The organism is Collinsella sp. AM15-2 (genome assembly GCF_003471985.1).
In the GTDB taxonomy this organism is placed as follows: Bacteria; Actinomycetota; Coriobacteriia; order Coriobacteriales; family Coriobacteriaceae; genus Collinsella.
Genome location: NZ_QRKO01000011.1, coordinates 28,774 through 54,116, shown reverse-complemented (window position 1 = coordinate 54,116; position 25,343 = coordinate 28,774). Strand labels below are relative to the sequence as shown.

Annotated in this window: 22 protein-coding genes; 10 read left to right on the top strand and 12 right to left on the bottom strand. The window is 61.2% G+C overall.

What is annotated here, in order from left to right:
- Nucleotides 1-16: 16 nt before the first annotated feature.
- The 3 genes from DW171_RS06230 to DW171_RS06220 form a co-directional block, all read right to left on the bottom strand.
- Nucleotides 17-2,698, bottom strand: coding sequence for an RNA helicase (locus tag DW171_RS06230; RefSeq protein ID WP_118270733.1), 2,682 nt, complete (start codon nt 2,696-2,698; stop codon nt 17-19).
- Between the two features lie 311 nt (nt 2,699-3,009).
- Complete coding sequence (locus DW171_RS06225; protein ID WP_118270732.1) at nt 3,010-3,849, bottom strand: tRNA (guanosine(46)-N(7))-methyltransferase TrmB; 840 nt, start codon at nt 3,847-3,849, stop codon at nt 3,010-3,012.
- A 119-nt stretch (nt 3,850-3,968) separates the two neighbouring features.
- Entirely contained in the window at nt 3,969-4,841 is an 873-nt protein-coding gene (locus DW171_RS06220) for a hypothetical protein (protein WP_118270731.1), read from the bottom strand.
- A 267-nt stretch (nt 4,842-5,108) separates the two neighbouring features.
- Between DW171_RS06220 and DW171_RS06215 the strand changes: the two genes are divergently transcribed.
- From DW171_RS06215 to DW171_RS06200, 4 genes are all read left to right on the top strand, one after another.
- Nucleotides 5,109-5,822 carry a helix-turn-helix domain-containing protein gene (locus DW171_RS06215; RefSeq protein ID WP_117640543.1) on the top strand — a complete coding sequence of 238 codons (714 nt, stop codon included), beginning with the start codon at nt 5,109-5,111 and terminating at the stop codon, nt 5,820-5,822.
- Entirely contained in the window at nt 5,822-6,718 is an 897-nt protein-coding gene (locus DW171_RS06210) for a DUF4097 family beta strand repeat-containing protein (RefSeq protein WP_158549067.1), read from the top strand. The genes DW171_RS06215 and DW171_RS06210 overlap by 1 nt, the downstream gene beginning before the upstream one ends.
- 97 nt (nt 6,719-6,815) lie before the next feature.
- Entirely contained in the window at nt 6,816-8,723 is a 1,908-nt protein-coding gene (locus DW171_RS06205; protein ID WP_117840168.1) for an elongator complex protein 3, read from the top strand.
- On the top strand, nt 8,724-9,602 hold the full coding sequence (locus tag DW171_RS06200; protein ID WP_117563509.1) for a spermidine synthase: 879 nt from the start codon (nt 8,724-8,726) through the stop codon (nt 9,600-9,602).
- A gap of 27 nt (nt 9,603-9,629) precedes the next feature.
- Here DW171_RS06200 and DW171_RS06195 read toward each other — a convergent pair whose 3' ends face one another.
- The 5 genes from DW171_RS06195 to DW171_RS06175 form a co-directional block, all read right to left on the bottom strand.
- Nucleotides 9,630-12,074, bottom strand: coding sequence for a DEAD/DEAH box helicase (locus DW171_RS06195; RefSeq protein WP_117563508.1), 2,445 nt, complete (start codon nt 12,072-12,074; stop codon nt 9,630-9,632).
- Between the two features lie 116 nt (nt 12,075-12,190).
- Complete coding sequence (locus tag DW171_RS06190; RefSeq protein WP_117563507.1) at nt 12,191-13,495, bottom strand: ATP-binding protein; 1,305 nt, start codon at nt 13,493-13,495, stop codon at nt 12,191-12,193.
- Nucleotides 13,488-15,248, bottom strand: a complete 1,761-nt coding sequence (locus DW171_RS06185) for a TerB N-terminal domain-containing protein (RefSeq protein WP_233539117.1) — start codon at nt 15,246-15,248, stop codon at nt 13,488-13,490. The genes DW171_RS06190 and DW171_RS06185 overlap by 8 nt, the downstream gene beginning before the upstream one ends.
- Nucleotides 15,249-15,335: 87 nt before the next feature.
- Nucleotides 15,336-16,052, bottom strand: a complete 717-nt coding sequence (locus DW171_RS06180; RefSeq protein ID WP_172622415.1) for a DUF554 domain-containing protein — start codon at nt 16,050-16,052, stop codon at nt 15,336-15,338.
- A gap of 118 nt (nt 16,053-16,170) precedes the next feature.
- On the bottom strand, nt 16,171-17,601 hold the full coding sequence (locus DW171_RS06175) for a hypothetical protein (protein ID WP_118270730.1): 1,431 nt from the start codon (nt 17,599-17,601) through the stop codon (nt 16,171-16,173).
- Nucleotides 17,602-17,622: 21 nt separating this feature from the next.
- Here DW171_RS06175 and DW171_RS10075 point away from each other — a divergent pair, with 21 nt between their 5' ends.
- On the top strand, nt 17,623-17,853 hold the full coding sequence (locus tag DW171_RS10075; RefSeq protein ID WP_147345464.1) for a hypothetical protein: 231 nt from the start codon (nt 17,623-17,625) through the stop codon (nt 17,851-17,853).
- A gap of 31 nt (nt 17,854-17,884) precedes the next feature.
- Here the strand turns inward: DW171_RS10075 and DW171_RS06165 are convergent, their stop codons facing one another.
- From DW171_RS06165 to DW171_RS06155, 3 genes are all read right to left on the bottom strand, one after another.
- Nucleotides 17,885-18,484 (bottom strand): hypothetical protein, encoded by a 600-nt coding sequence (locus DW171_RS06165; protein ID WP_117855242.1) that lies wholly within the window; start codon nt 18,482-18,484, stop codon nt 17,885-17,887.
- Nucleotides 18,485-18,574: 90 nt separating this feature from the next.
- Entirely contained in the window at nt 18,575-19,084 is a 510-nt protein-coding gene (locus DW171_RS06160; RefSeq protein WP_099431401.1) for a hypothetical protein, read from the bottom strand.
- Complete coding sequence (locus DW171_RS06155) at nt 19,081-19,377, bottom strand: hypothetical protein (RefSeq protein ID WP_089573322.1); 297 nt, start codon at nt 19,375-19,377, stop codon at nt 19,081-19,083. The genes DW171_RS06160 and DW171_RS06155 overlap by 4 nt, the downstream gene beginning before the upstream one ends.
- Before the next feature lie 346 nt (nt 19,378-19,723).
- On the opposite strand from DW171_RS06155, the gene DW171_RS06150 reads away from it, so the two are divergent.
- Genes DW171_RS06150 through DW171_RS06140 form a run of 3 tightly spaced genes read left to right on the top strand, consistent with a single transcriptional unit; the run spans nt 19,724 to nt 23,349 of the window.
- Nucleotides 19,724-21,325, top strand: coding sequence for an FAD-binding oxidoreductase (locus DW171_RS06150; RefSeq protein WP_118270727.1), 1,602 nt, complete (start codon nt 19,724-19,726; stop codon nt 21,323-21,325).
- 2 nt (nt 21,326-21,327) lie between these two features.
- Nucleotides 21,328-22,143 (top strand): electron transfer flavoprotein subunit beta/FixA family protein, encoded by an 816-nt coding sequence (locus DW171_RS06145; protein WP_117563500.1) that lies wholly within the window; start codon nt 21,328-21,330, stop codon nt 22,141-22,143.
- Nucleotides 22,144-23,349, top strand: a complete 1,206-nt coding sequence (locus tag DW171_RS06140) for an electron transfer flavoprotein subunit alpha (protein WP_117563499.1) — start codon at nt 22,144-22,146, stop codon at nt 23,347-23,349. It begins immediately after the preceding gene.
- On the opposite strand, the gene DW171_RS06135 is transcribed toward DW171_RS06140, so the two are convergent.
- Complete coding sequence (locus tag DW171_RS06135) at nt 23,346-24,158, bottom strand: HD domain-containing protein (RefSeq protein ID WP_117563498.1); 813 nt, start codon at nt 24,156-24,158, stop codon at nt 23,346-23,348. The two genes, DW171_RS06140 and DW171_RS06135, sit on opposite strands and share 4 nt — an antisense overlap.
- A gap of 126 nt (nt 24,159-24,284) precedes the next feature.
- Here DW171_RS06135 and DW171_RS06130 point away from each other — a divergent pair, with 126 nt between their 5' ends.
- Nucleotides 24,285-24,977: an AzlC family ABC transporter permease gene (locus DW171_RS06130; protein ID WP_117563497.1), complete on the top strand. Its 693-nt coding sequence runs from the start codon at nt 24,285-24,287 to the stop codon at nt 24,975-24,977.
- Entirely contained in the window at nt 24,967-25,290 is a 324-nt protein-coding gene (locus DW171_RS06125) for an AzlD domain-containing protein (protein ID WP_117629654.1), read from the top strand. Before DW171_RS06130 ends, DW171_RS06125 begins: the two co-directional genes overlap by 11 nt.
- The last annotated feature ends 53 nt before the right edge of the window (nt 25,291-25,343 follow it).

Here is a 25,343-nt window from a genome sequence, read left to right as displayed (position 1 = left end):
GTCCCAATATGCTTGGCTAATCCTCGAGCAAATCCTCGATAAAACCGACGCGGTAGTTCTTGAAGATGACCTCGCCACCGTCTTGCGTGGCGTCCAGATCGACATCGCCCATGATGCCAAAGTCGTGGTCGCCGTCCTCGTCGGCAAAAATCTGGTGCACGTGCCACACGTGGAGCGCCTTCTCGTCGGACTCGTCGATCGAGAACATAGCAGAGGAGCGCGCGTCGCCGTCGGTGAGAATCTCCTCGTGCTGCTCGTGGTAAGCGTCGAGTGCTTTTTGCCAGCGGATCTCGCTCATGCCCCAGTCGTCGTCGAGTTCGCCCAGGTCGCGCACATGCTCGCGGGCGGCAAGAGTCACGCGGCGGAAGAGCGCGTTGCGCACCAACAGCGTGCAGCCGCGACGGTCCGCCACGACCTCGTCGATGCCCTGCGGCGGCGCGGCGTCGAGGGCTGCCGGGTTGCCGGCGTTCTCCCACTCGTCCACCAGGCTCGAGTCGACCGAGCGCACCACAAAGCCCAGCCACGAGATAATGTCGCGCAGGCGCTCGTCGCGCTTCTCGATGGGTACGGTGCGGTCGAGCGAACGGTAAGCCTCTGCCAGGTAGCGCAGCAAAATGCCCTCGGAGCGGGCGATGCCGAGCTTTTGAATGTAGCCCTTAAAATCGCTCGCGCTTTCCAGCATATCGCGCAGGACGCTCTTGGGAGAGAGCTGGTAGTCGTTTGCCCAGGGTACTTCCTGGCAGTACTTGTCAAAAGCGGCGTCGAGCAAATCCTCGAGCGGCTTTTCGTACGTGACGTCTTGAATGCGCTCCAGACGCTCCTCATACTCGATGCCGTCGGCCTTCATCTCGGCCATAGCTCGATCGCGTGCGGCACGCTCCTGCGCACGCAGCACTTGCTTGGGATCTTCGAGCGTCGCCTCGACCATTGAGATTAAATCCATGGTATAGGTCTCGCTCTCGGGATCGAGCAGCTCCAACGCGGCGAGCAAGAACGGCGAGAGCGGCTGATCGAGCACAAAGTCCTCGGGCAGGTCGACCGTCAGCGCGTAGTCGATGTCCGGCGCGGCGTCAGCCGGAGCGTCGGGTGCGGGCAGCACCTCGGTGCGAACGACGACACCGGAATCGATGAGCGTGGCGAAGATTTCGTCGGCGCGAACCTCGAGCTTTGCCTTTTCCTCGGGCGTTTGCAGGCTCGTCTCGATGAGGTCGTGCACGCGGGCACGGGCGTCGCCGCCCTGTTCGACCACGCTAATCACCATGGAGTGTGTGATGCGAAGGCGCGGCTTGAGCGTTTCGGGCTGCGTCTCGATCAGGCGCTCAAAGGTCTGCTTGTTCCAGGTGACAAAGCCCTCGGGGGCCTTCTTCTTTTTAATCTTGCGGAGCTTCTTGGGGTCGTCGCCCGCCTTGGCCATGAGCTTGGCATTCTCGATCTCGTGCTCGGGTGCCTCGGCAATCACCATGCCCTCGGTATCGAAGCCCGAGCGGCCGGCGCGACCGGCAATCTGATGAAACTCGCGGGCGCGCAGACGACGCATCTTGTAGCCGTCGAACTTGGTGAGCGCGGTGAGCACCACGGTATGGATGGGCACGTTGATGCCGACGCCGAGCGTATCGGTGCCGCAGATGACGGGCAACAGGCCCTGTTGTGCCAAGCGCTCGGCCAGCAGACGATAGCGCGGCAACATGCCAGCATGGTGCACGCCGACGCCGCATCCGAGCAAGCGCTTAAGAATCTTGCCAAAGGCCGTCGAGAAGCTCGTGCCCTTGGCCGCCTCCTTGATGGCCTCGCGCTGCTCCTTGCTGGCAATACCAAAGTTGGCGAGGGATTGCGCCGTCGCAAGTGCGGCGTCCTGGCTAAAGTGCACGATGTAGAGCGGGGCCTCGCCGCGGCGCATTGCGAGCTCGACGGTGCCCTCGAGCGAGGTCGTCACGTAGTCGTAGCTCAGCGGCACGGGGCGTGGGGCATCGACGACCAGATCGCACGCGGCGCCGGTGTGCTCCTCGAGTGAGGCGGCGATCGCGGTGACATCGCCGAGCGTGGCGCTCATGAGCATGAATTGTGTGTGAGGCAGGGTGAGCAGCGGTACCTGCCAGGCCCAACCGCGATCGGGGTCGGCAAAGTAGTGGAACTCGTCCATGGCGACGCAGCCCACATCGGCATCTTCGCCCTCGCGCAGTGCGTCGTTAGCAAGGATCTCTGCCGTGCAGCAGATGACGGGCGCTTTGGTATTGATATGCGTGTCGCCGGTGATCATACCGACGTTATCGCGGCCGAGCACCTGTACCAGGTCGAAGAACTTTTCGCTGACCAAGGCCTTGATGGGGGCCGTGTAATAGCAGCGCTTGCCCTGCGCCATGCCCATAAAGAGCATGCCCAGCGCGACAAGCGACTTGCCCGATCCGGTCGGTGTGCCCAAAATGACGTGATCGCCGGCAGCCAGGTCCATGAGGGCCTCTTCTTGGTGATCCCACAGCTCGATGCCGCGGTCGCTCGTCCATTCAAAGAAGCGCTCGAAGGCCTGATCGGGCGTGAGCCACGGTTCGGGCTCGCTGCCATCCTCGGGCTCCCACCAAGCGGGGGAGAGCGCGCCGAGCGAGCCGAACTCTGCCTCGGTTCCCGTGCCGCCCGAGAATGAGCTGGCGGCGCCGGCGCCAGAGACGGTGCTGGCGGCGGTATCTATCGTGGCCTGTGCCATGTGGGGGTACTTTCTCTCGCGATTGTCCGCCAACTATTATGGCGTAGCGGCGGCGCGGGGTGCCAGCGCGCGAGAAAATGCAGGAAATGGGCGTTCTGCCCAGCCGTTTGGTGCAGTTGCCAGCTAAGTGAGTAGACTTTTTGCAATATCGCGAGCACATGGCTTTTGCGCAAGGGCTCTACCTGCGGTTTTAGTTTTCGCTATGCGGGTTGTGCTTGGCTATTGCTAAAAAGTCTACTCACTTAGGTCTGAGGATCGTTCGCTGGCGCTTATTTGCGCTTGTCTGCCGATGCCGCGACCATCAGAAGCCCCTAGGACTCCTGCGGTAAGCGCTTCTTGCCCTTGCGGGCGCGGTTTCTAAAGTTCTCGACGGCTTCTTCCATGCCCAGAGGCACATAGGTGAGCTCATCGAGGTTATCGGGCAGGTAGCAGGCAAGACTTTGCTCCTGCATGCGACCCGCTGTGAGCTGTTCGTCGGTGGGCTGCGCGCCGGGTGTGGCGCAAATGCCATAGACGACGGCACCCATTTCGCGCGTGCGGCACTCGTACTCGGTCTCGGGATGCTCGGGATGGTCGCGGCGAACGTCGTCACTTACCCAAAGTGTATCGTAGCCGGCCGCGGCAAACTGCCCCAAGGCGTAGTCGCGCAATGGCTTACTGTCGGTTCGCAGTGTGACGGTGGCACCGGCTGAAAAGAGCGGACGGTACAGCATTAGGTGGTCGACATGGACGAGTCGCTTTTTGGCGTACTTGGCCTTGGGCTGCGGCGTGGGAAAGTTGATGGTGATGGCATCGAGCTCGCCTGCGGCAAATAGCTGCGGCAGCGATGCGGCACCTCGGGGCAGGACGAGCGCGTTGGATAGCTCTTGCTCGCAGATTTTCTGCGCGGCATAGGCGATGCAGATGGGCTCCTGGTCCATGCCGATAAAGAGGGCGTTTGGCTCGTGGGCCGCGCGCTCTACAAGGTACGTTCCCTTGCCGCAGCCAAGATCCAGGTGAAGGTGTTCGAAGGGCTTGCTGCCAACTGGCGCGCAAGCCTCGCGCCAATCTTCGGCATAGGCCTCGGGGCTCGTCTCAATCGCATCGGCGTAGCGCTCCAGGCGCTCCTCGAGCACAAAGTTCTTGGGCGTGCGAACGTGGACGGCTCCCATGAGGCTCCTTGGTCATACGTATGGAACGCGTGGCTGCGCGTTCCGTCGGTGGGTTGGAAAACGGATGGGCATAGCTTACCCAAAAGATGCGGCGCGGCTCGGCGGCGAGTCGTCGGTGCCTACAGACGCTTGAGAATCACGTAGCGGTTGAGCTCGCCGCTGCGACCGTCGGCATGGAAGCGCTCAAGCTCGCGCACGGGGACCTCGCCACTCTTGTAGAACGTACGCACGCCGCGCACCAGGTCGGTGATCTGCTGATCGTCAAAGTGATGGCAATAGCGGTAGGCGTGGCGGTCGTTTTGCCAGCCGATGAGGTGGTCGCCGGCTTCAAACTGCGCGGAATCGTAACCCTCAAACGGCGGGGTGAGCTCGGCACGGGCCTCGGCGCGAACGGCCTTGCGCGCCATGCGCTCGTCGTTCATAAACTCCCAAAAGCTGATGGCGATGATGCCACCCGGGCGCGTCTGACGCACCAAGGCGTCGAGCACGCGTACGCGGTACTCGCACGACGGCACGTGGTGCATAAAGCCAAAGCAGACCGAGATGTCGGCGAGCGGGGCGTCGAAAAGCACGTCGGGTGTCTCGGCGGGGTTGAGCTTCATGAGGGCATCGAGTACGTCGAGTTCCTGGAAGTGCAGGTTGGGAATGCGCAGGGCGTGACCGTGCGCATCGATAGCCAAATCCTGACACGAGTCAACACCATAGAACTCAAACGGGCAACTGGCGTCTGCCGAGGGGTTTGCGCCGTCGACGCCCTTGGCGGAAAGTGCGCCGCCGGCGGCAAAGTTCTCGAATCGCATGTTGCCGCAGGCAAGATCGAAGACGCGGACGGGATGCTCGATCGTGGCGACGTCGAGCTGCTCGAGCGCTATGTCCATGGTGCGTACCCAGCCGGGCCACGGTGCCTGGCGCGTATCGGAGAAGGAGGCGGAGTGCTCGCGATAGAACGTATTGTTGAGCTGAATGAGCGATGAGGCGAAATCGCGGTTCACGGCGCGGAACTCCCTCCGTTGGCGGTGCGGAATAAACAGTACGACCATACTACCGTTAACGCCGCAACGGGGACAACCGAGCTGCGGGTCATTGCTTTGTTTGGACACATTTCCGCAGCTCATATATGCCCGCAACCGCCGGTTGTCAAAAATCTCACTAGAATAGGTGGCATGCTTTTGGCGGTGGCGGATAGATTTTTAACTGTGCAAGGCGCCTTAAGAACAAAAACGGTCCGGCGGCACGGCTGGCATCGCATAGGAGGAACCATGAATGTAGAAACTGCGCAGCGGCTCGCCGACCTTCGTCGCAGCAAGGGTTTTAGCCAAGAAGGGCTGGCGCGAAAGCTGGGGCTGTCGCGCCAGGCGGTCAGTAAATGGGAGCGTGCGGAGAGCTCGCCCGATACCGAGAACCTGATCTCGCTCGCAAAACTCTATGGCGTGAGTTTGGATGAGCTCCTTAATCCGAGCGATGAGATCGAGGACGATATCGAGTTTGAGAACGAGGACCGCGCCCGTCAGCGCGAGGCCGAGGCAGCGGAGCGCGCCCGTACCCATGAGGCAGCGGCACGTGCTACCGAGGCGGCAACACAGGCGAGTGATGCCGCCGCCAAGGCGGCGCAAGCGGCAAGCTGGAGCGCGCAGGCCGCCAATGCCGCTACGGCGCAGGTGACGAGTGGCGGCGCAGCTGGCTCGACTCCGGTGAAAGGTCCGTTCCAGTCGTTTCCGTATTGGGCCGTGTGCTGGCTGCTGTTCTTTTTGCTGATGTTCCTGTTTGGTGGCTCCTTTGCCGCGCTGATCTTCTTTACAATCCCCATCTATCACTGGGTGGCGCGTGCGCTCGATGGCGATTGGGCACGCGGGGATATTCAGGTTGGTCCGGCGCCGGAGGCGGCTAAGGCTCAGGATGTTTCCGCTGCGGTTGATACTGACGTGGCTTCCTCGACCGCCGCTGAGCCGAGCGCCAAAGAAGGTGATGAATGATGAAGCTCTCGCATGAGTCCAAGGTCCGCCTGGGCGTCGGTATCGGAGCGTTCGTGCTCATCATCGGGCTTATCTTTGGCACTTCGCGGATATTGTTTCATTTTGATGGCCCGTGGGATCTCGGCGATATTGCATCCGGTTTGTCCGGTATGGACGATGTGGTTGACGGGGACGATTCTTTGGATGGCGGTAACTATTCCGCTCAGTCTCGGCAGCTTTCGAGCGAAACGTTTGATGCCGACTCATTCCAGTCCCTTGACCTGGATGTGACATCGGGTGAGGTTGAGATCAAGTGCGTTTCCGGCGGGCAGGTGCGTGTCATCGAGAGCGGTCGTGTTGCAAAGGGGGTAGCTACCTACGATGCTGCCACTCAGAATCTGGCCGAGGTTAAGGGTTCTGCGCTCAAGATTCGCCAGTTCGATTGCGATGACGAGCGCGCCATTGACCGCACGGTTACCGTCGAACTGCCGCGCGAAGTTGCCGATAACATGGTGGGCATTACAGCGAATGTAGGATCGGGCGATCTGACGGTCACGGACATTGCGTGTCATGACCTCAACTTGACTTTGGACTCGGGAGACATCGAGTTTGCGGGCACCGTAACCGACACCTTGGATGCCGAGGTCGGTTCGGGCGATGTGGCGTTCGAGCTCTACCAGGCCCCCGCGAAGTCGATGGACGTAAGCGTGGGCTCGGGCGATGTGGAGATATCGGTTCCGAACTCTACGGGCTTTAAGGCGAGCCTCACCGTGGGCAGCGGTGACTTTGAGAGCGATTTCCTTCCGCTTGGCTACGATGGCGAGACCATATTGAATGCTGAATTCGACAACGGTGACAAGTCTGCAACGTATCGTTTTAAGGTCGGTTCGGGCGACATGTCGTTCGAATCGGTGTGACATGCGGTTTTCGGAGATCGGTGCATATAGGCATGCTCTTTGATGGAGGCGCCGGGGCCGTGACTGGCTCCGGCGCCTTTGCCTTTACAATGGGGGCATGGAACAGATTATTTTGAACATACTCGAGGCTCTGCGTCGCGGCGAGACCGTGGACGACAAGGCACTCGTCAAGCTGATACATGCCGAGGCGCGCCGTGAGGGCGCCGACAAACGCGATTTGGCCAAGCGCCGCCTGCTGCCGTTTTACCAGCGGGTGAAGCGCGAGGAGCCGGCTCGTTGGGCTGGATGGAATGTCGATGCCGATCTGGAACGCCAACTGCTGCAGGTGCTGCGTATGAAGCCGCGCCGAACGGCCTCGGGCGTGGCGACCATTACCGTCATCACCAAGCCCTGGCCATGCTCGGGCGATTGCCTGTTTTGCCCCAACGATCTGCGCATGCCCAAAAGCTACCTGCACGCCGAGCCGGCGTGCGCCCGTGCGGAGCAAAACTGCTTCGATCCGTATCTGCAGGTGAGCGCCCGTTTGACGGCGCTTTCGCAGATGGGGCATGCGACCGACAAGATCGAGCTCATCGTGCTCGGCGGTACCTGGAGCGACTATTCGCAAGGGTATCAGGCATGGTTTATGTCGGAGCTCTTCCGTGCGCTCAATGATGATGCGGTGGCGGGCGTGGCGGCAAACCCCATGTTGGCGCGTCCGGGCATCAGCCGTGCCGAGGCGGGGCGCCTGCTCGATGACGCTCCCGCCGATGCCCTGCCGCCGGTGGTAACAGAGCGCCGCGAGCGCTATCGGGCTGCCGGCATTGCGACAGACGAGGCCAAGCTCGCTGCCGGCGTTGCCGACGAGCAGGAGCGTGTGGATGTTGCCGTGGGCGGCTACAACCGTGCGGTGCGTCGTCTGTACGGCCCCGGTACGCCGTGGGGCGAGGTCACCGAGTGGCAGACGGCAACGATGGAGGAGCTCGAGCGTCAGCAGCGCATCAACGAGACGGCGAAGCATCGCGTGGTGGGACTCGTTATCGAGACGCGCCCCGATGCCGTAACGCCGCAGGCCCTCACGCTTATCCGCCGTCTGGGCTGCACCAAGATTCAGATGGGTATCCAGAGCCTCGACCAGCATTTGCTCGATATCAACGAGCGTCGCATTTCGGTGGCGCAGATCGAGCGGGCGTTTTCGCTTGCGCGCCTGTTTGGCTTTAAGATCCACGCGCATTTTATGCTCAACTTGCTGGGCGCCACGCCCGAGGGGGACAAGCGCGACTACGAGCGCTTTATGACCGAAGGGGCCTTTATGCCCGACGAGGTCAAGGTTTACCCGTGTGCGCTCATCGAGGGCTCGCGTCTGGTGGGCTGCTATGAGCGTGGCGAGTGGCGCCCCTATACCGAGGAAGAGCTGCTCGATGTGCTGGCCGACGACATCGTGGTGACGCCGGCGTTCTGCCGCATCAGCCGTATGATTCGCGACTTTAGCTCCGACGACATCATGGTGGGCAACAAGAAGCCCAACCTACGTCAGCTCGTCGAGAACCGCCTGGCTGCTCGGGGTGACGGTGCGACGGTGCGTGAGATTCGCTATCGCGAGATCAGCACGGCGGGTGCCGACCTGGACGAGTTGACCCTTGATGAGGAAGTGGCGTACGAGACGCCGGTGACTTACGAGCACTTTTTGCAATGGGTGACGCCGCGGGGCAAGATCGCGGGCTTTTTGCGGTTGTCGCTGCCCGATCGCGCTTTTGTTGCCGCGCATGTGGACGAGCTGCCGACGACGCCGGACGAGGCGATGATTCGCGAGGTGCACGTGTACGGTATGGCGGCGCGCGTGGGCGACCAGGGTCAGGCGGCGCAGCACCATGGATTGGGACGTTTGCTCGTGGAGCGTGCGTGCCAGATAGCTCGGGATGCCGGTTATACGCACATCAACGTGATCAGCGCGATTGGTACGCGCGAGTACTATCGCCATCTTGGGTTTTATGACCATGGACTCTATCTGCAGAAGGAGCTCTAGATGAACAAGCCAAGTGTTTCTGCCGGCGTCGTTGCCGGCGTTGCCCTGGGAGCCGCGGCGCTTGGTGCGGCCGCCGTCGCTGTTCGCGCTGCCTGTTTGCAGGTCGCGAGGACCCGCAACGGGCTGGCGCGGGTGAAGCGCATGCACAATGAGGGCGGTGACGAGGTCCGTGTGCTCGTGCAGGGCGGCGTCTACCAAAGCGCGAGCTATGTTGGCGATCGTTGGGCGGAGCCGGCCTTTGCGTACTATCGTGCATTTGACGATGTGTTTGAGGCCGAGGATGCAATGCGCGACGCTTATGGTCACGGCATCGACCGCATGCTTATGCTCGGCGGCGGTGGGTTTTCCTATCCCAAGTTTGCACTGTTGTCGCATGAGGGCTTGCGTATGGACGTCATCGAGTATGACGGAGAGATAACGCGCTTGGCGCGCCGTTGGTTCTATCTGGATGAACTGGAGCACACGGTGGGCGATCGCCTGCGGGTGATTACCGCCGAGGCTCGCTCGTATCTGGGTGTGACGAGCGTGGGCCATCGTCGCTACGACGTCGTTGTGAGCGACTGCTTTGGCGGTGCCGAGCCTGTGCGCGAGCTGGCGACCGTTGAGGCGCTGCGCCTGGTGCGGGGCAGCCTGAATGCCGGCGGCATCTACGTTGCCAATATCGTGAGCGCAAACGAGGGGAGCGATGTGACGTTCCTGCGCGATTGCGTTGCCACGGCACTTGAGGTGTTCAACCGCGCTTGGGTGGCGCCTTGTGGCGATACGGAGTTCGGCGGCGAGGAGAACTACCTGCTCATCGCCAGCGACGGCGACTACGCCTTTGCCGAAGCCGTGCCCTTCGACACCGACTTCCTCGGCACCGTCCTTCACGACAAGTAAGTCTCCCCGTCCCAAAAAAGACTGGTCTTAGGCGTGGTCGCGCCAGCCGAGAACGCGCTGCTTCATACCCTCGATGTCGAGCACGCCTTCGGCAAAGCCCTTGCGCACGAGCTCTTCGGGAACAAACTCGTCGTAGCGGTCAAAGTAAGGCACCTCGCCAGGATAGACGAGCTCGATGGGATCGAAGTCCTTTTCGGCCTCGGCGGCGAGCACCTCAAAGAACGTCTCCTCGTCGGCCTTCATCTTAAACTGCATAAAGTACGGGCGTGACGGATCGAGCCCGCGAAGGCCCAGCTCCGCGGCACATTTAATCTTGAGCATGCGCTCGAGCGCCAAAAAGGCGTAGCTGCCCAGCCAGGGGAAGAGCACCCAGGTATCGCCGCCCAGGTTAATGAGCGGCTTGGTTCCCGCCCCCGAAATCTCGGCGGTATGACGAGCCTGCGCCAAGCGGGCCCGTGCGTTACCCATAAGGTACGGATATGTCGCGTGCTCGTTGAGCGCCTTGCGCATGCGCTCGAGCACATGCGTGTTAATGTCGCCGGGGCAGTCGCCAAAGTAGGCCGGCACCCGGCCCTTGACCTGCGTGGCAAAGACAGTGTGGCGCTTCCAGTCCACTTCCTCGACAATCCAACAGTGTCCGGCGATGGCGATGCGCTCACCGGGCGGGGGCGGATTAACGATCGTGCCCAGCTCGGCCGATTCGCTCCGGACGGTAAACTCCTCGTTTTCCTGGAACACGGCGTAGAACTTAAAGTTGTTGATGATGCGCTCGCCCGCGAGACCCACGATGAGCCCGCCACCTTCGGTGACCTGGATATGGTCGATCTTAATGAGGTGACGTAGCAGCACGCGGTAATCGTCTGCCGAGACACGGTGGAAATAGCTGAGCGTGAGCACGCGCTGGGCAAGTTCGGCCGGCGTGAGCTCGCCGGTGCTGGTGAGGGTCGACATAGTCTGGTGATAGAGCAGGCTGTAGGGGAGACGATCGAGCTTGGGTGGCTCGACCCACTTTTCCTCGCGATAGAGTTGTACGAGCGCGATACCCTGCAGGAGCTTCCAGGGAATGGTTTCGGGCATCATCGTGCGCGGCTCGGGCTCTTCCTCGCGCATGACAAACCACATCTCGGGCGGAAGATCGCGACGGCCCGTGCGCCCCATGCGCTGCAAAAAGGAGCTAACGGTAAACGGCGCGTCAATCTGGAAGGCGCGCTCCAGGCGGCCGATATCGATACCGAGCTCCAACGTAGAGGTGGTGACGGTTGTCTGCGTCTGCTCCTCGTCGCGCATGAGCTCCTCGGCCGTCTCGCGTAGCGATGCCGAAAGATTGCCGTGATGGATGAGAAAACGGTCGGGCTCGTGCCGGCTCTCGCAGTAGCTGCGCAGCATGGAGCACACGGCCTCTGCCTCCTCGCGCGAGTTGGCAAAGACCAGGCATTTGCGGCCGCGCGTATGCTCAAAGATATAGCCCATGCCGGGGTCGGCGTTGTCGGGCGCCGTGTCGGTGGGGTTGAGAAGCGCCTGCTCGGTCGCTCGTGGGATGTCGACTTCGCCCTCGGGGGCCGAGGAAGTGCGACGGTCTTTGGGAGCGGCCTTGCCCCGCGCCTGCTCACGACGTTGACGGTGTTCTTCCTGTGTAAGCTGTCCGCTGTGGCACATGTCTTGTCCGGATGCGGGCAGCGCCGCGGGCGCCGCCGTCTCAATACGCTCGCAAGCAAGCACCTCGGCTTCTTGTGGACCTGTGCCTACGAATCCTCGTTGCTGAGCCTGGGGGCCCGAGTTGTAGAAGTGCTCCATGGAGATGCGCCACACGCGGTGCGGTTCCTCAAAGCGGGGGATAACGCAGTCGCGCCCCGTTCCCTGCGAGAGAAAGGCGCCCGTGCGCTCGGGGTCGCCGATGGTGGCCGAAAGGCCAATGCGGCGGGGCTGCACGCCTGCCATGCGCGAGAGGCGCTCGATAAGACAGAGCGTCTGCCCGCCGCGGTCGCCGCGCATGAGCGAATGGACTTCGTCGATAACCACATAGCGCAGGTCGCAAAACATGCGCGGGATCGCCATGTGCTTATGGATCAGGAGCGCCTCGAGCGACTCGGGCGTAATCTGTAGGATGCCGCTCGGTTTTTTGATGAGTTTGGCCTTGTGTGATTGCGAGACATCGCCATGCCAGTGCCAGACGGGGATATCGGCTTCTTCGCACAGGTCGTTGAGGCGGACGAATTGGTCGTTGATGAGCGCCTTGAGGGGGCCAATGTAGAGGGCGCCCACGCTTGCGGGCGGGTTCTCCCAAAACTCGGTCAGGATGGGAAAGAAGGCTGCCTCGGTTTTGCCGGAAGCCGTGGATGCCGTCAGGAGCACATTATCTTGCGTGTTAAAGATGGCATCAGCTGCTGCAACCTGGATAGAGCGTAGGCTCTCCCAATCGTGGGAGTAGATGAAGTCTTGGATAAACGGGGCGTAGCGGTCAAAGGCGTTCACGGGGCCTCCTTTCAACAACGAATCTCTCAACGCTGCCGACAACGGCTTGCTGCATTACAGTCTCAACGTTTGCCCAGATAAAACCTGCCAAAATAAACCTGTCGCTTATTGGCAGGTTAGATGGTGAATTCGGCGAAGTTACGGTCGCCGCCTGCGGTATCGGTGTCGCCTGTTGCGGTTGCCGGCGCCAACGCGTCGCCGCCGACGCTTTGCAGCAGCTCGGCCACGTTAGCATCGGGGTTTTGACACAGGATATCGAGCAGTTCGATAAAGTCGCGGATGACCTCGCGGGGCGTCAGATGCGTGTCGGCCCCCACGCGGCCAAACTCAATCTTGAGAAAGTCCACCAAGTCGTTTTCGGTAAGCGTGGGTGTCCAGCCAAAGTAGCCGGCATGGATCTGCATGAGTTTTTCGATGAGCACCAGCAACTCTTCATAGGTGAGTGGCTGCAGGCGGATGATGGGCGCGAGCATGTCCTTAAGGTCCTCGCGCGCAAAGCGACCCTGAGCGAGTCGGCTGCGCAGGGCCTCGTAGGAGAACACGCCGCGGCGGCGGTCTTCGATGGAGGTTGGCGTGCCGCCCATGATCATGCCCAGGTACTGCGCCTTGCCCTGGAGCGTGTCGTTGTACATAGTCAGGATCTTCTCGTAGTTGTATTGGCGCGTGATGGCGTTGGGAATCTTATACAGATTCACGAGCTCGTCGATGAGCACCAGCATGCCCTTGTAGCCGCTGCAGACCAAAAAGCGCGCAATGAGCTTAACGTAGTCGTACCAGTCGTCATCGCTGATGATGGTCGAGGAGCCCAGCTCGGCGCGTGCCTCGCTCTTGGTGCGGTATTCGCCGCGAATCCATTTGGTCACGCGGCTCATGGCCTCTTCGTCGCCCCCGGATGCGGCCATGCGATAGCGGCGGAGCATGCGGGTGAAGTCGAAGCCGTGGACCATCTCCTCGAGCGGGGCCAGTTGGGCATTGACGACCGACTCGTCGACGTCGGCACACGAGGCGACCCAGCGATCCAGAATAAGGTTGAGCGCACCGCCCTCGGGGCGCGTCTTGGTCGATATATTGCGGATGAGCTCGCGGTAGGTGGCAAGGCCCTGTCCCTGACCGCCCTGCAGGCGGCGCTCGGGCGACAGGTCGGCATCAGCGACGACGAATCCCTCGCCCATGGCGTGCGTGCGGATGGTCTGGAGCAAAAAGCTCTTGCCGGCGCCGTAACGACCGACCAGAAAGCGGAAGCTCGCGCCACCGTCGGCGATGAGACTCAGATCGGTGAGCAGGGCGCGGATCTCGACCTCGCGCCCTACGGTGATGTAAGGAAGGCCGATGCGCGGGACCACGCCGCCCTTGAGCGAGTTGAGAATGACGGCAGCGACGCGCTTGGGCACGCGAGGTGCTGCGGATGCGGTATCACTCATGGTCTAGGTATCCTCTCACGTCTGCTTCGTAGTCCTCGATAATCTGCGGCCCTGCCGCGCTAAATTCAATTACGGTGTCGCCCACCAGGTCAAAGAGCGCCTCGTTGATGGTATCGACGAGCATGTCCTCGCTCTGCCCCGACCTCTCAACCGCCGACGCCGCCTGCGCCGTGTTCTGCTCGAGCAGTGCGCGCAGATAGACGGCTGCGGCTGGTGCGAGTTCGTTCGCAGCGTCAGCGGAGGCAGTTGCTGCGGACGTGGGCGTCGGCACGAGAAGCGGTGCCACGACGCCAAACTGTTCGGTGGATATGGTCGGCTCGTCGTCCTCGTCCTGCCCTGCGGCCGCCGCGACCGCCTCGACCGTCGCGGCGGTCGCGGGCTCGGCTTCCGGTTGCCCTGAGTCCGCTGTCTCGGCATCTGCAAGCGTGCTGTCTTCGCGCTCCTCGTCGATCAAAAGCGCCTCGCGCGTTTGTGCGGCGGCGCTCCGAATGTGCCCCAGCTGGCTCAGGTCGATATCGATCTTGACGGGCTGATGTGCGGCATCCCATGAAAGCCATGCCACAATCTCGTCATCGATAATCTTGGCCAGATATTTGGGGACCTTCTCTTCCTTAAGGGGATGGGCGGGGTCCAGGGCCAGGCGTAGGCGCTGGTCGCAGGCGCGCATCATCTCACCGAGCTTGCTACTTTTTTGTCTGCTGCCGTGAATGCGCATGCATTCCCAAAACCCGTTTTGGCAGCGGTAGACGTGAATGGGGTCCAGGCGATATTCGCAGTCCTCGTGGCGCTCGGGCGCAAAGAATACGGCCGACGCAAACATGGTGTAGGGCATGGCCGTCTCCTCCCCAAATAAACTCGCCATGATGCCAGTCTTTCGGTGCGTGTCATAGTAGCGCGTCATGCGGACATACGCGGCGCACGCCACGTGGCGCAGATCGCGGTGGTGGCTGCGGTCGAGCCGCGAGTTACTTAGGTTGTACGTGGAGAGGGCATTGATGGCGGCCATGAGTCGTTCCTCGCGCGCCTCGTCGGGCGGAAGGGGGAGCGTGGGCTCGGAGGCCTTGCGACGCTTGGGCGCCTGGTCCGACGGTGCCGGTGCTGGTACAAGGTCTCGTGCCGCGCGCCGCAGCTCGATAAGGGCGTTATCGAACATGACGGTTTTAGAGTCACGAAGCAGCTTGGGGTCGAGCCCGTGGAACACGGCGTAGTCCTGCAGCCACACGCGCGCAAACCGGTCGATGCCGGGCTCGAAGGCGCGATAGACATCCCAAAAAGCCTTGATCTTGTTAAAACCATCGAGCGGATCATCTACGCCAATGCCGCAGATCAGCTCGTAGAGATACAAGAAGGCAAACGAGGTCGATGTCTCCTCGATATTCCCGCGGCGCACTTGGGCACGCCAGGTAAAGTAGCCGCGCAACTGCCGGTCGCTCATGGCGTTGTAGGTGGGAAAGTACGACTTAAAGGTGCCGTTGTAGGGACAGTCGTCCTCAAAGTCGGCCATCAGCAGGCCTTGGCGGTAGAAAAGTTCGGCTTCCGAAAGCCAACGGCCCGCGCCGCCCTTTGGGTCTTCTTGCCAACGCGATATCTCACGCATCTTGCGGTATTGGTCGGGGAGGAAGTTCTGCATCTGTCGGCCGGTTTTGAGAATCGGCTCGTCTGCGTAGGTTTCGTTTGAGAAGCGGGCGGACTGATGGGTCCGGGCCTCGGCCATGATGCGCTCGATGAGCATCTTGATGTCCTGGTCGGCCACCGCTCCTCCTCTCGAACACAGCTACGGTGACCTCATATCATAGCACAGCATCAAACAGATGTTCGAGATACCGCTGCGTTGATAGATTTAGAACAGGAGGGCGTAGATGACGGCGATGACGACGGAGGGAAGCATATTGGCCGTGCGGAAGGTCTGAGGACGGATGAGGTTGACGCCGACGCAGAAGATGAGCATGGAGCCTACGAGCGAAAGGCTGTTGAGGGCAGCTGTGGTCATGATGGGGGAGAGCGCGCCGGCAAACAACGTGATCGTCCCCTGGAACACGGCGACGGGCAGGGCGGAGAAGATGCAGCCGCGGCCAAGCGAGGCCGTCATGGTGCAGACGATGATGCAGTCCAGTGCGCCCTTGAGGGCAAGCGTTGACCAGTCGCCGAGCAGGCCGTCCTGGATCGATCCCACAATGGCCATGGCGCCGATGCACACGGTGAGTGAAGTCGAGACAAAAGCGTTGGTGAACTCGTTATCGCCCTCACTGCCAGTCTTGCGCTTGAGCCATTCGCCAAGGTTCTCGATGGCGGCCTCCAAGTTGATGGCCTCGCCGATGAGCGAACCGAGCGCAAATGAGACGATGAGCATGGTGGTACCGGTGGTCGCTAGCGCCTTTCCATCGATGATGAGCATCTTTTGCATGGTGCCGCCCAGGCCGATAAACAGGACGCACAGCCCCGATGCTTTCATGAGCGTGTCTTGGATGCGCGGTGTAATGAAGCGGCCGCCCGCTAATCCCAAAAGACCGCCCGCAACTAAAAGCGCAACGTTGATGATTGTTCCCAAGCCCGGCATGAGCCCTCCTGTATTGATGCCAACGTGGCAATCGTAGCAGAACGAAATGCGAGGCACATCGCGACTCATCTAATACGTTATATAAGTGGTATTAGGAATGATGCGCAGCATTTAAGCCTCAGGTGGTTGTCGGGACATAGGGATAGTAGTCAAAGCGCAGTGTCATAAGCCGCTGTGGGGATTCAATAGCCGCGGCGATGATATTGGCATCGCGGGCACGATCAAACCCTTCGAGTTCGATCTGATACGAAACGTCTTGCATAATGTCCAGACGTCGCCAGGCTAGAAGTGTGTCGCCATCGAATTCCAAGGTCTTGCTTCCGTCTGGGGCAACGGCGTATAGACGCAGTTTAGCGGTGGTTGCAGGGTCGACAACCGTGACCTTTTTAATTTCGTTTCGAGTATTCTTGGCGCCCAACAAGGTGAGCAGTGTTGGGGCCACGACCTCGCCCGATGGCAAAAAGACGACTTCGATGGATTCAGGAAATGCGATGATGGCCGACTTGCGGACGGGCTGATTGGCGGCGGCAACTTCGATGTTCGCGGCGTCGATGACCTCTGTGTGGTCGAGGGCGGCAAGCACGCAGCAGTTACCTTCATCGATCTCCTGAGGATCAGCAAGCCCCAGACTGTCCGCGAGCTCGGGATCGTTTGGACCGGTAGCGGGCTCATTCGGTGCTTCGAAAGAAGCTGGTACGCTGCTTGTCGGCGACGGCGTGTCGCCCGCACCTGCTTCTTTGTCCGTGCTCTCTTCTTGTACGGTTGCGTTGATGGGTTCGTCGTCTGAGGGGAGCGTCTTGGCGTCAAGCGCGGAGGGGACAATCCCGACGGCTCCGGATCCGTTCCACTCCATCTCGAGAAGCGCCGGGTCGGCAAGAATGCGTTGCCTGCTTTGCGCGTGGGCATCGATTTCAATAGGCCCTGCCTCTATCCCTCGTGTAAGGCTGAGTGATCCGGCCGGCTTCTCGAAATGAATGTCTGTGTCTTCGGTACTGGCGGCGTAGAACAGCAGGGATGCTTCTCCCGCCGCGATGGCATCGGTGCCCGCCTTGGTCAGCCGCAGCGATGCCGTGAATGAGAGGGTGGGCTGCACATCGTCTGCATTCGCGGCGGCGCAACCCAGACATATACCGCCTCCTTTCTCAAAAAACGCACCGTCGAAGGCGACCTTCGCTCCGTTCGCCGAGTCATCGACCGAAGCGATGTCGATGCGCAGCTCTAAATTGCATGGATCGCCATCTGCATCGAGCACAACCGAGCGCCATGTGCAGACAGCGCACCCCGCCTGGGAGCCGTTTGCCTTGTTCGAACGCTTGATATCCACGACTATCGAGCCGTCCGTATTACGACGAAGGCATCCCGAGGTTGAGATTGCGGCCTGTGCGATCGAAAAACGCTCGCACGCAATGGCGCTCGACGGATTTGGTGCGGAACTTAAGGCTGCTGGTAAGGAGCCCGCCATGACGGGAGTCGCCCAAACGGCGACAGGCGTTCCGGTTGCGAGCGCGCCGCAGAGTGCGACGACGGGCAAAAGGTTCTTCGATGCCATGGGGTCTCCTTAGCTAATTTAATGCGGCCTGTCCGTGTTTCGTTTCTGGCTGCGTTTGATGTGCAGACCGAGGCCGGTGGTTCCCGCACCTGCTGCTGTGGCGCCTGCTGCCAAGAGCCATCGTCTGTCGCCTGTCTGAGCCAACGGTTCCTCGCGGCCGCCGCGGTCGAGCTCCGAGAGGTCGACCGTCACTTGCGTGGCGGCCTGTGCCTGTTCTTGCTGGGCAAAGGCCATGGCTGGCCCAAACGCTAGGATACTGACGGCGGTGGCCAGGGCGACGGCCTTATGCCGTGTGCGCACCGGGCTCGACCGTCCAGGTGATCGTTGCAACCTGATCGCCTTCGCCGGTTACGTGGAAGATGTCGCGCGTGACGCGGGCGACGTTTCCGCTTGTCTTGAGCTTAATTTTGTCCGTGCCGCCGGCAATGCCCTGGTAGCCCATGTCGAAGGCTGCATTCTTGGAAAGATCGAGGCCCGTCCCCTGCATTGCGGCGCTGGCGTTCTGGAGTGCGCCGTCGGGGCCGACCTTAAAGTCGATGGAGTTCTGCGCGGTTCCGGCCTTGGCGTCGGCGGCAATGGTCCAGGTGTTCATGGCGTCGATCTTCATGTTAGTGACATGGATGCCGTAGGCCGAATGGTTGTCGATGGTGGTCGCGTCTTCTGAGGGGCCCTGAAGCGTGCCGTCGGCCTTGGCGACGAAGGGAATAACCGTTGGAACTTTGAACTCTACGTTGTCGATCTCGGTCCTGACCATTACTTTCGTGGTTCCAACGCGCCCGGCTGCCAGAGCTGGCGTCGGGGCGGCGCCCATTGCGAGCGCGAGCGCGAGCCCTGCGCCCACGACGAGCGCTCTGGCTCCGTTCATGTTCCTGGTGATGTCCATGGTCGTTCCTTTCTATTCGCCGCGGGCCGTCCCCGCGATGATTGGACGAATGCTGGTGAATTGCGTGCGGTGCCGCGTCGGCCGAAAAAGCTAGTTCTCGGCTTGCTCAACCCGTACCTTGACACGTGTCGGATTGCCGTGGCTGTCGAGGGTCTTGGCATCGAGTGCCTGGATCTCGATGTATGCCTCGCCTTCTTTGATGTCGCCGGCGGGGCACGTCTCGATTGTCTTGCCGGTCTCGACCACACCGGATTCGTACATGGTCTCGTCGTTTTGGATGACGCGGAATCGCTGGGGAAATTTATTGTCTTGGACGTTTTGCACGTTGACGCGCAGCTTGCCGTCCTCCTGTAGCTGAGCGACCGGCGCGACCGAAATCGTCATCATGTTGTCGCGGACGATGGCATCGAGCTCATCTTGGATTTCTTGTCGCGATTTACCCTCTGCCGTCGTGACTGAGGCGCCCGCTTCGGGCACGGGCTGCGACTGCCAGGCGTATAGCCCTACGGCGATGAGGGCGCAGACGATAGCCAGACAGACAACGACGAGTTTCTTGCGACGCCCCAGTCCTGCGAGGCGGGGCGGCTTCTTCGCACTCATGCGGCGTCCTTGGTGGTGTAGACACGTGCGAACGTGGACGGGTCCGCTCCAAAGAGCATGTGAAGCATCAGGCGGCGTGAGTAGATGAGCTCGTCAAAGTCGTGAGGGAGCTCGATGTCGTGGATACGCGCGATGTGGTGGGCGAGCGCCGAGAACGACTCGGGGTCGCAGATAACATCGGTGGTGACGTGGTAGACCGCCGTATCGGGGAACGCCTCTTCGTCGAAAGGCAGGAGATAGGGATCGTCGTCGACCTCGATGGCGACGCCGTACTGGGGCCAGTAATATGCCATGGGAACCTCCCTGCTTCTGGGGCCAAAACTTCTATCGGTTTTGGCTGTCGACGCCGACCGTATCAGCCGCTACTTGACCAATTTCTGACCAAATGCTTGACGGATTGACATCTCCGCAGGTAAAAGGTGGAAAAAATTACTTCAACTTTTTTCGAGCGACAATCGAGCGGTCGGCGACGGCGGGGCGATATGTGTCAAAAGCATCGTCTGCCGAGGAAGCCTTGCCGTTCGCCGAATTGCACAAACGTAAAAATCGCCAATTATGGAGACGGTCTCGAACACGTCGACGAAACGATGCGGTAACATCTCCCTGCAAACACTGTAGTTAGCTAAAGGGGGAGTTCGCGTGTCTGCAACCATTAAACCCTTCACCGACGAGTTCGAAGAGTATGGCCGCGATGAATCTCGCGCATCGGGCGAAGCATCGAGCATCTCGTTTCCGACAACGGAAGACGAGGTCCGTGCCATTTTGGAAACGCTCCATGCCGAGCGTGTCCCGGTAACGGTTCAGGGCGCCCGAACCGGCCTTGCCGCCGGTGCCGTGCCCCACGGTGGGCATATCCTCAATACTTCCCGTATGAATCGCTACTTGGGCCTTCGCCGCGATGAACAAGACCAATTTCTGCTGCGCGTGGAGCCGGGCGTTGTGCTCTCGGAGCTGCGTAAGCAGCTGAGCAAGAAGGTACTGCCGACCGCTGGTTGGGACCAGGCATCGCTTGAGGCCTACGAGGAGTTCCAAGAGTCCCCCGAGCAGTTCTTTCCCACCGATCCCACCGAGGCATCTGCCTGTCTGGGCGGCATGGCGGCATGCAACGCCTCCGGCGCCCGCAGCTACGCTTACGGTCCCATGCGCCCGCATATCACGGGACTCCACGTCGCGCTGGCTGATGGCGATTTGCTTGAGCTTCAGCGCGGCGAGGCTTTTGCCCAGGACCGCCACCTGTCGCTCGTGACGGCAGCGGGCCGTACGCTCGAACTCGATCTTCCCGGCTATACCATGCCCGAGACAAAAAATGCCTCAGGCTATTTCGTTGCGGACGATATGGACGCCATCGACCTCTTTATCGGCGCGTGCGGCACGCTCGGCGTTGTCACCGAGCTCGAGATCGCCCTGCAGGCGGCACCTTCGGTCGTATGGGGTGTGAGTTGCTTTTTCGATAGCGAGGACAAGGCGGTGTCCTTTACCGATTCCGTGCGCCCTGTCCTGTCCCATGCGGCTGCCATCGAGTACTTCGATGCTGGCGCCCTGGATATTCTACGTCGCCAGCGCGAGCAGTCGACGGCGTTTGCCTCGCTGCCGGCGCTCGACGACGAGGCAAAGGTCTGTGTCTACGTGGAGCTTGACTGCGACGACGAGGCGCAGGCGACCGAGGAGCTGTACCACCTGGGATGGGTTTTGGAGCTTGCGGGCGGCCGCGACGATGCGACATGGGTCGCGCGCACCGAAGTCGATCGCGAATGCCAGCGGTTTTTCCGCCACGCGGTCCCCGAGAGTGTCAACATGCTCGTTGACGAGCGTCGCCGCACCGACCCCACCATTACCAAGCTGGGATCGGATATGTCGGTGCCCAATGCACGCCTTGCCGATGTCGTGGTCCTCTATCGCCGCACGCTGGCCGAAAGCGGGCTTGAGTCTGCTGCCTGGGGACACATCGGGAACAACCATCTGCATGTGAACATCCTGCCGCGCGATGCGCAAGACTACCGTCGTGGTGGAGAACTCTTTGCCCAGTGGGCTTCCGAGGTCACGGCCATGGGCGGTGCCGTTTCTGCTGAGCACGGCGTCGGCAAGATCAAGGCGGGCTTCTTGGAGACGATGTACGGCCACGAGGCCATGGTCGAGTCGGCGCATCTCAAACTCCAGCTCGATCCTGCCGGCCAGCTGGGTCGCGGCAACCTGTTTACGGAGAAGCTCTTGGATGAGCTCGTCCAGAAAGGGGGCGCGTGAAGATGAGTGATTTTCATATGGTGGTGTGCGTCAAGGCGGTGCCCGGAAGCACCGAGGTCAAGATGGACCCCAAGACCAATACTATCGTGCGTGATGGCAAGCAGGCGGTCGTTAATCCCTTCGATGCAAGTGCTCTCGAATGTGCGCTAGCGCTGAAGGACGACTTTATCGGCTTTGGCATGGACGTGCGTGTGACGGTGGTGTCGATGGGCATCCCCGCGACCGAATCGCTGCTGCGCGACTGCATCGCCCGCGGTGCCGACGACGCGCTGCTGCTGACCGATCGCGCCTTTGCGGGCGCCGATACCCTAGCCACCACCTATGCCCTCAAATGCGGCATCGAGGCACTCGATGAGGACTTTGACCTGCTCATCTGCGGCAAGATGGCAGTGGACGGCGATACGGCCCAGATCGGCCCCGAGCTGGCCGGCGCCTTTGGGGTCCCCTGCGTGACCGACGTGAGCTGTGTGCAGAGCGCGGGATTTACGACGTGTGGCTCGCTGGCGCTCGTTCACGGCTGCGATGCCGGCGAGGAGACGGTGTACCTGGAGATGCCGTGTGCGATGACGACCGCCAAGGAGATTGGCCAGCTGCGCATGCCGAGTATTGCCGGTATTCGTGCGGCCGAGGATGCAGACGTGCGTGTGGCCAGCGCTGCCGACGTAAACGCCGATCCCTCGCGTTGCGGCCTTGCCGGATCACCGACGCAGGTCGTGCGCTCGTTTGTGCCCGACCGTGACCAAACGTGCGAGGCCGTTGAGGGAACGGCGTCCGAGCAGGCGGTAAAACTTGCCAAGATTATTGAGGGGATGGCATAGATGAGCGGGCTGATTATCGATAGCGAAGCCTGTATCGGCTGCGGTCGCTGCGTTCGCGCCTGCGCCTCGGGCGGCATTGTGGTGGAGGGTGAGCGCCCCAATCGCTGTGCCCGCGTAACCGACGGCTGTATCCTGTGCGGTGGGTGCGTCGACGCCTGCCCCGTCAACGCCATCTCGATTGAGCGCGACGAGGCCGCCGGCGCGGCAGACCTTGACGCATATCGAGACATCTGGATCTTCGTGCAGACTGACGAGCACGATGCCGTTGCATCCGTGGCCTTCGAGCTCATGGGCAAGGGGCGCGAGCTTGCCGATGCCCGCGGCTGCCGTCTGGTGGCACTGGTCGGCATGAGCCCCGAGGGCTCACTCGGGGACCTGGAGCATCTGATTTGCGCCGGTGCGGACGAAGTTCTGGTCTGTCGTGACGAGCGCCTGCGTCAGAACGACGCGGAGGTCTACGCTCGCTTGATCTGCGATTTGGTAGCCGAGCGCAAGCCCGAGGCCATTCTGTACGGCGCGACCGCCTTTGGTCGCGAGCTGGCGCCCGGTGTGGCCGTGCGCTTGCAGACGGGTCTTACGGCCGATTGCACGGTGCTTTCTATGGATACGGAGACGGGTCTGCTGCAGCAGACGCGCCCGGCGTTTGGCGGCAACCTGATGGCCACCATTATCTGCCCCAACCACCGTCCTCAGATGGCAACGGTGCGCCCCGGCATCTTTAAGGCGCCCGAGTTTGACTATAGCCGCTCCGGCACGATTACCCAGGTAGTGCTTGCGGATGACGTTAAGGCCCGCGTCGAGATCTCGATTCCCGCCGAGGAGTGGGGACAGCAGGCCTCAATTGCCGATGCCGAGCGTCTGGTCGTGGTGGGCCGCGGCATCGGCTCCAAGAAGAATCTGCCCCTGATGCGAAAGCTCGCCGATGCCCTGGGTGCCGAGCTTGGTTGCACGCGTCCCATTGTGGAGGCAGGCTGGTTGGAGTATCGCCACCAAATTGGCCAGACGGGTGTATCGGTCTCGCCCAAGCTTCTCGTGAGTATCGGTGTTTCGGGCGCCATCCAGCATCTTGCCGGCATCGGTGGGGCGGAGTGCATTATCGCCATCAACGAGGACCCGGATGCCCCCATCTTTGGTGCTGCCCAGTACAAGGTTGTCGGTGATGCCGTCGAGGTCGTCGAGGAGCTGCTGGCCCAGTTTGAGCGCTAGGCACGCACCAGCCAGTCGCGCATCTCGTCCTTTAGGCGGCTCCAGGTTGCCTGCGTGGCGGGGTCGGTAAAGGGCCGCGTAATGCCAAAGGGCGCGTCGAGCAGGCGGTAGATATCGCCTTGCTCGCGCGCCAGCGCGCGGCTTGCCGGATAGACGAGCTCAAACATAAAGCAGATAAGCCCCACCAAGAAGTCGGCGGGCTCATCGCGCTCATCGCGCGCGACGCAGCGGTGCTCGTCAAAGGCGGTAAGCGCCGGTGTCGAGAAGTGGCTGGCGAGAAACGTGTCCTCATCCACCTTGAGGACGGTGTCGACGGTGCTGTCGGCGATGGTGCGCATAATGTCGATCTTGTCGCCATCGCGCACGATGTCGCAGAAGCTCCGCGTGCGCTCGTCGAGCTGTGCGGGTAGACGGAAATCGCTGTGATAGGCGATGCTCGCTCGGATGAGCTCATCTTCTGCCGGGTCATCGATAAAGTCGCGGATGCTCATTACGGCGGGTGCATCGGCGGGATTCTCGCCAAAGAGGACCTCGATGCCCAGCACTGCATGGCTCATGCTCTCGGCGTCCTTAAAGGTGTCCCAGCGTCGCAGCTGCTCAAAGCGGCCCATATCGTGCAGCAGGCCGCAAAGCCATGCCAGGTCAATATCTTCTGACGACCAGCCCTGCTCGCGCGCTACGGCATCGCATGCCTCGGCCACGTGGTACGTATGCTCGATTTTGAGCGCGATGCGTGGGTTGGTGGCGTCGTAGGCATCGGTGTAGCTTTTGAAGGCCGCGCGCGCCCGGTCTCGATCGATAGCTGTCATAATGACTTCCTAAAAAGTTGTGTCTTTCGATCCGGTGGCAATTGTAGGTGAACTTTATTGCCACCGGTTGATATTTCTGCTGCGTTGCAAGGCGCGCTGCAGACGACTTACCAGAATGGGAGTGGCATGGTCCTTAGGATCTTTAAAATCGTCTGGCCAGTGATGCTTACCTATGTTGCAATAGGCGCGCCGTGCGGAATGATCATGGGGCAGACGGGAATGGAGCCCTGGATGGTCTTTGCTCTGAGCAGCACGTTTGTGACGGGCAGCGGCCAGTTTATGATCTGCAATCTTTGGCTGGCGGGCGTGCCTGCAGCATCGATCGTCGCGAGCGTTGCTGCCATCTCCTCGCGCTTTGCGCTTTACTCGGCATCGATCGCGCCGCATCTGACGGGTGCCTCGAAGCGTCAGACGCTGGCTGTTGCCGCGACACTTACCGAGGAGGCATATGGCATCTCGCTTGCCAAGTTGGTTGAAGGGGAGGATTGGGGCCCGCGCGAGTCCTTCGTGCTCAACGTGATTCTCATCGCAACATGGGGCGTTTCGTGTACGATGGGCGCCATCGTCGGCGCCGTTGTCGATGTTCCCACCGCCATTGCAGCCTTTGTCTGCACCTCGCTCTTTATCTGCCTGCTCTTTTCGCAGCGGCTGTCGCGCGGCAACGTTGTCGCGGCGGTTTCGGGCGCGGTGTCCGTCGCCGTATGCAAGTTCTTGGGCCTCACGAATATTGCCGTGCCGGCAAGCGTCGTGGCCGGCATTGCCATTGCGTTGGCGTGCGATGCTGTATTTGACGGAAGAGGTGCCCGCGATGCCCGTTAACGAGTTCTTGGTTCTGTGGCTGTCGTCGTGGGCTGCTATCGCGTTCTTTCGCATCGCGCCGGCGTTTGCCTTGCGCGGGAGAACGCTGTCGCCCCGCATTACCGAGGCCCTGGGTTATATCCCGCCCGCTGCCTTTGCCGCGCTGGTCGCCAACGACTTGGTGAGCCCCGGCGCGTTCGACGCGGGACCCTGGCCTGCCTTGGTTCCCTGGATTGCGGCTGCCGGCGTCGTGGCCGTGGCGGTCAAGACAAAATCGATGCTGTGGTGCTGTGTTTCGGGCATCGTGTTCTATATCGTTTTGAGCCTCATATAAGAGCGGGGCACGTTTAGCGCCCCTGTCCAACGAATCGAATTTCTCACCGAGCT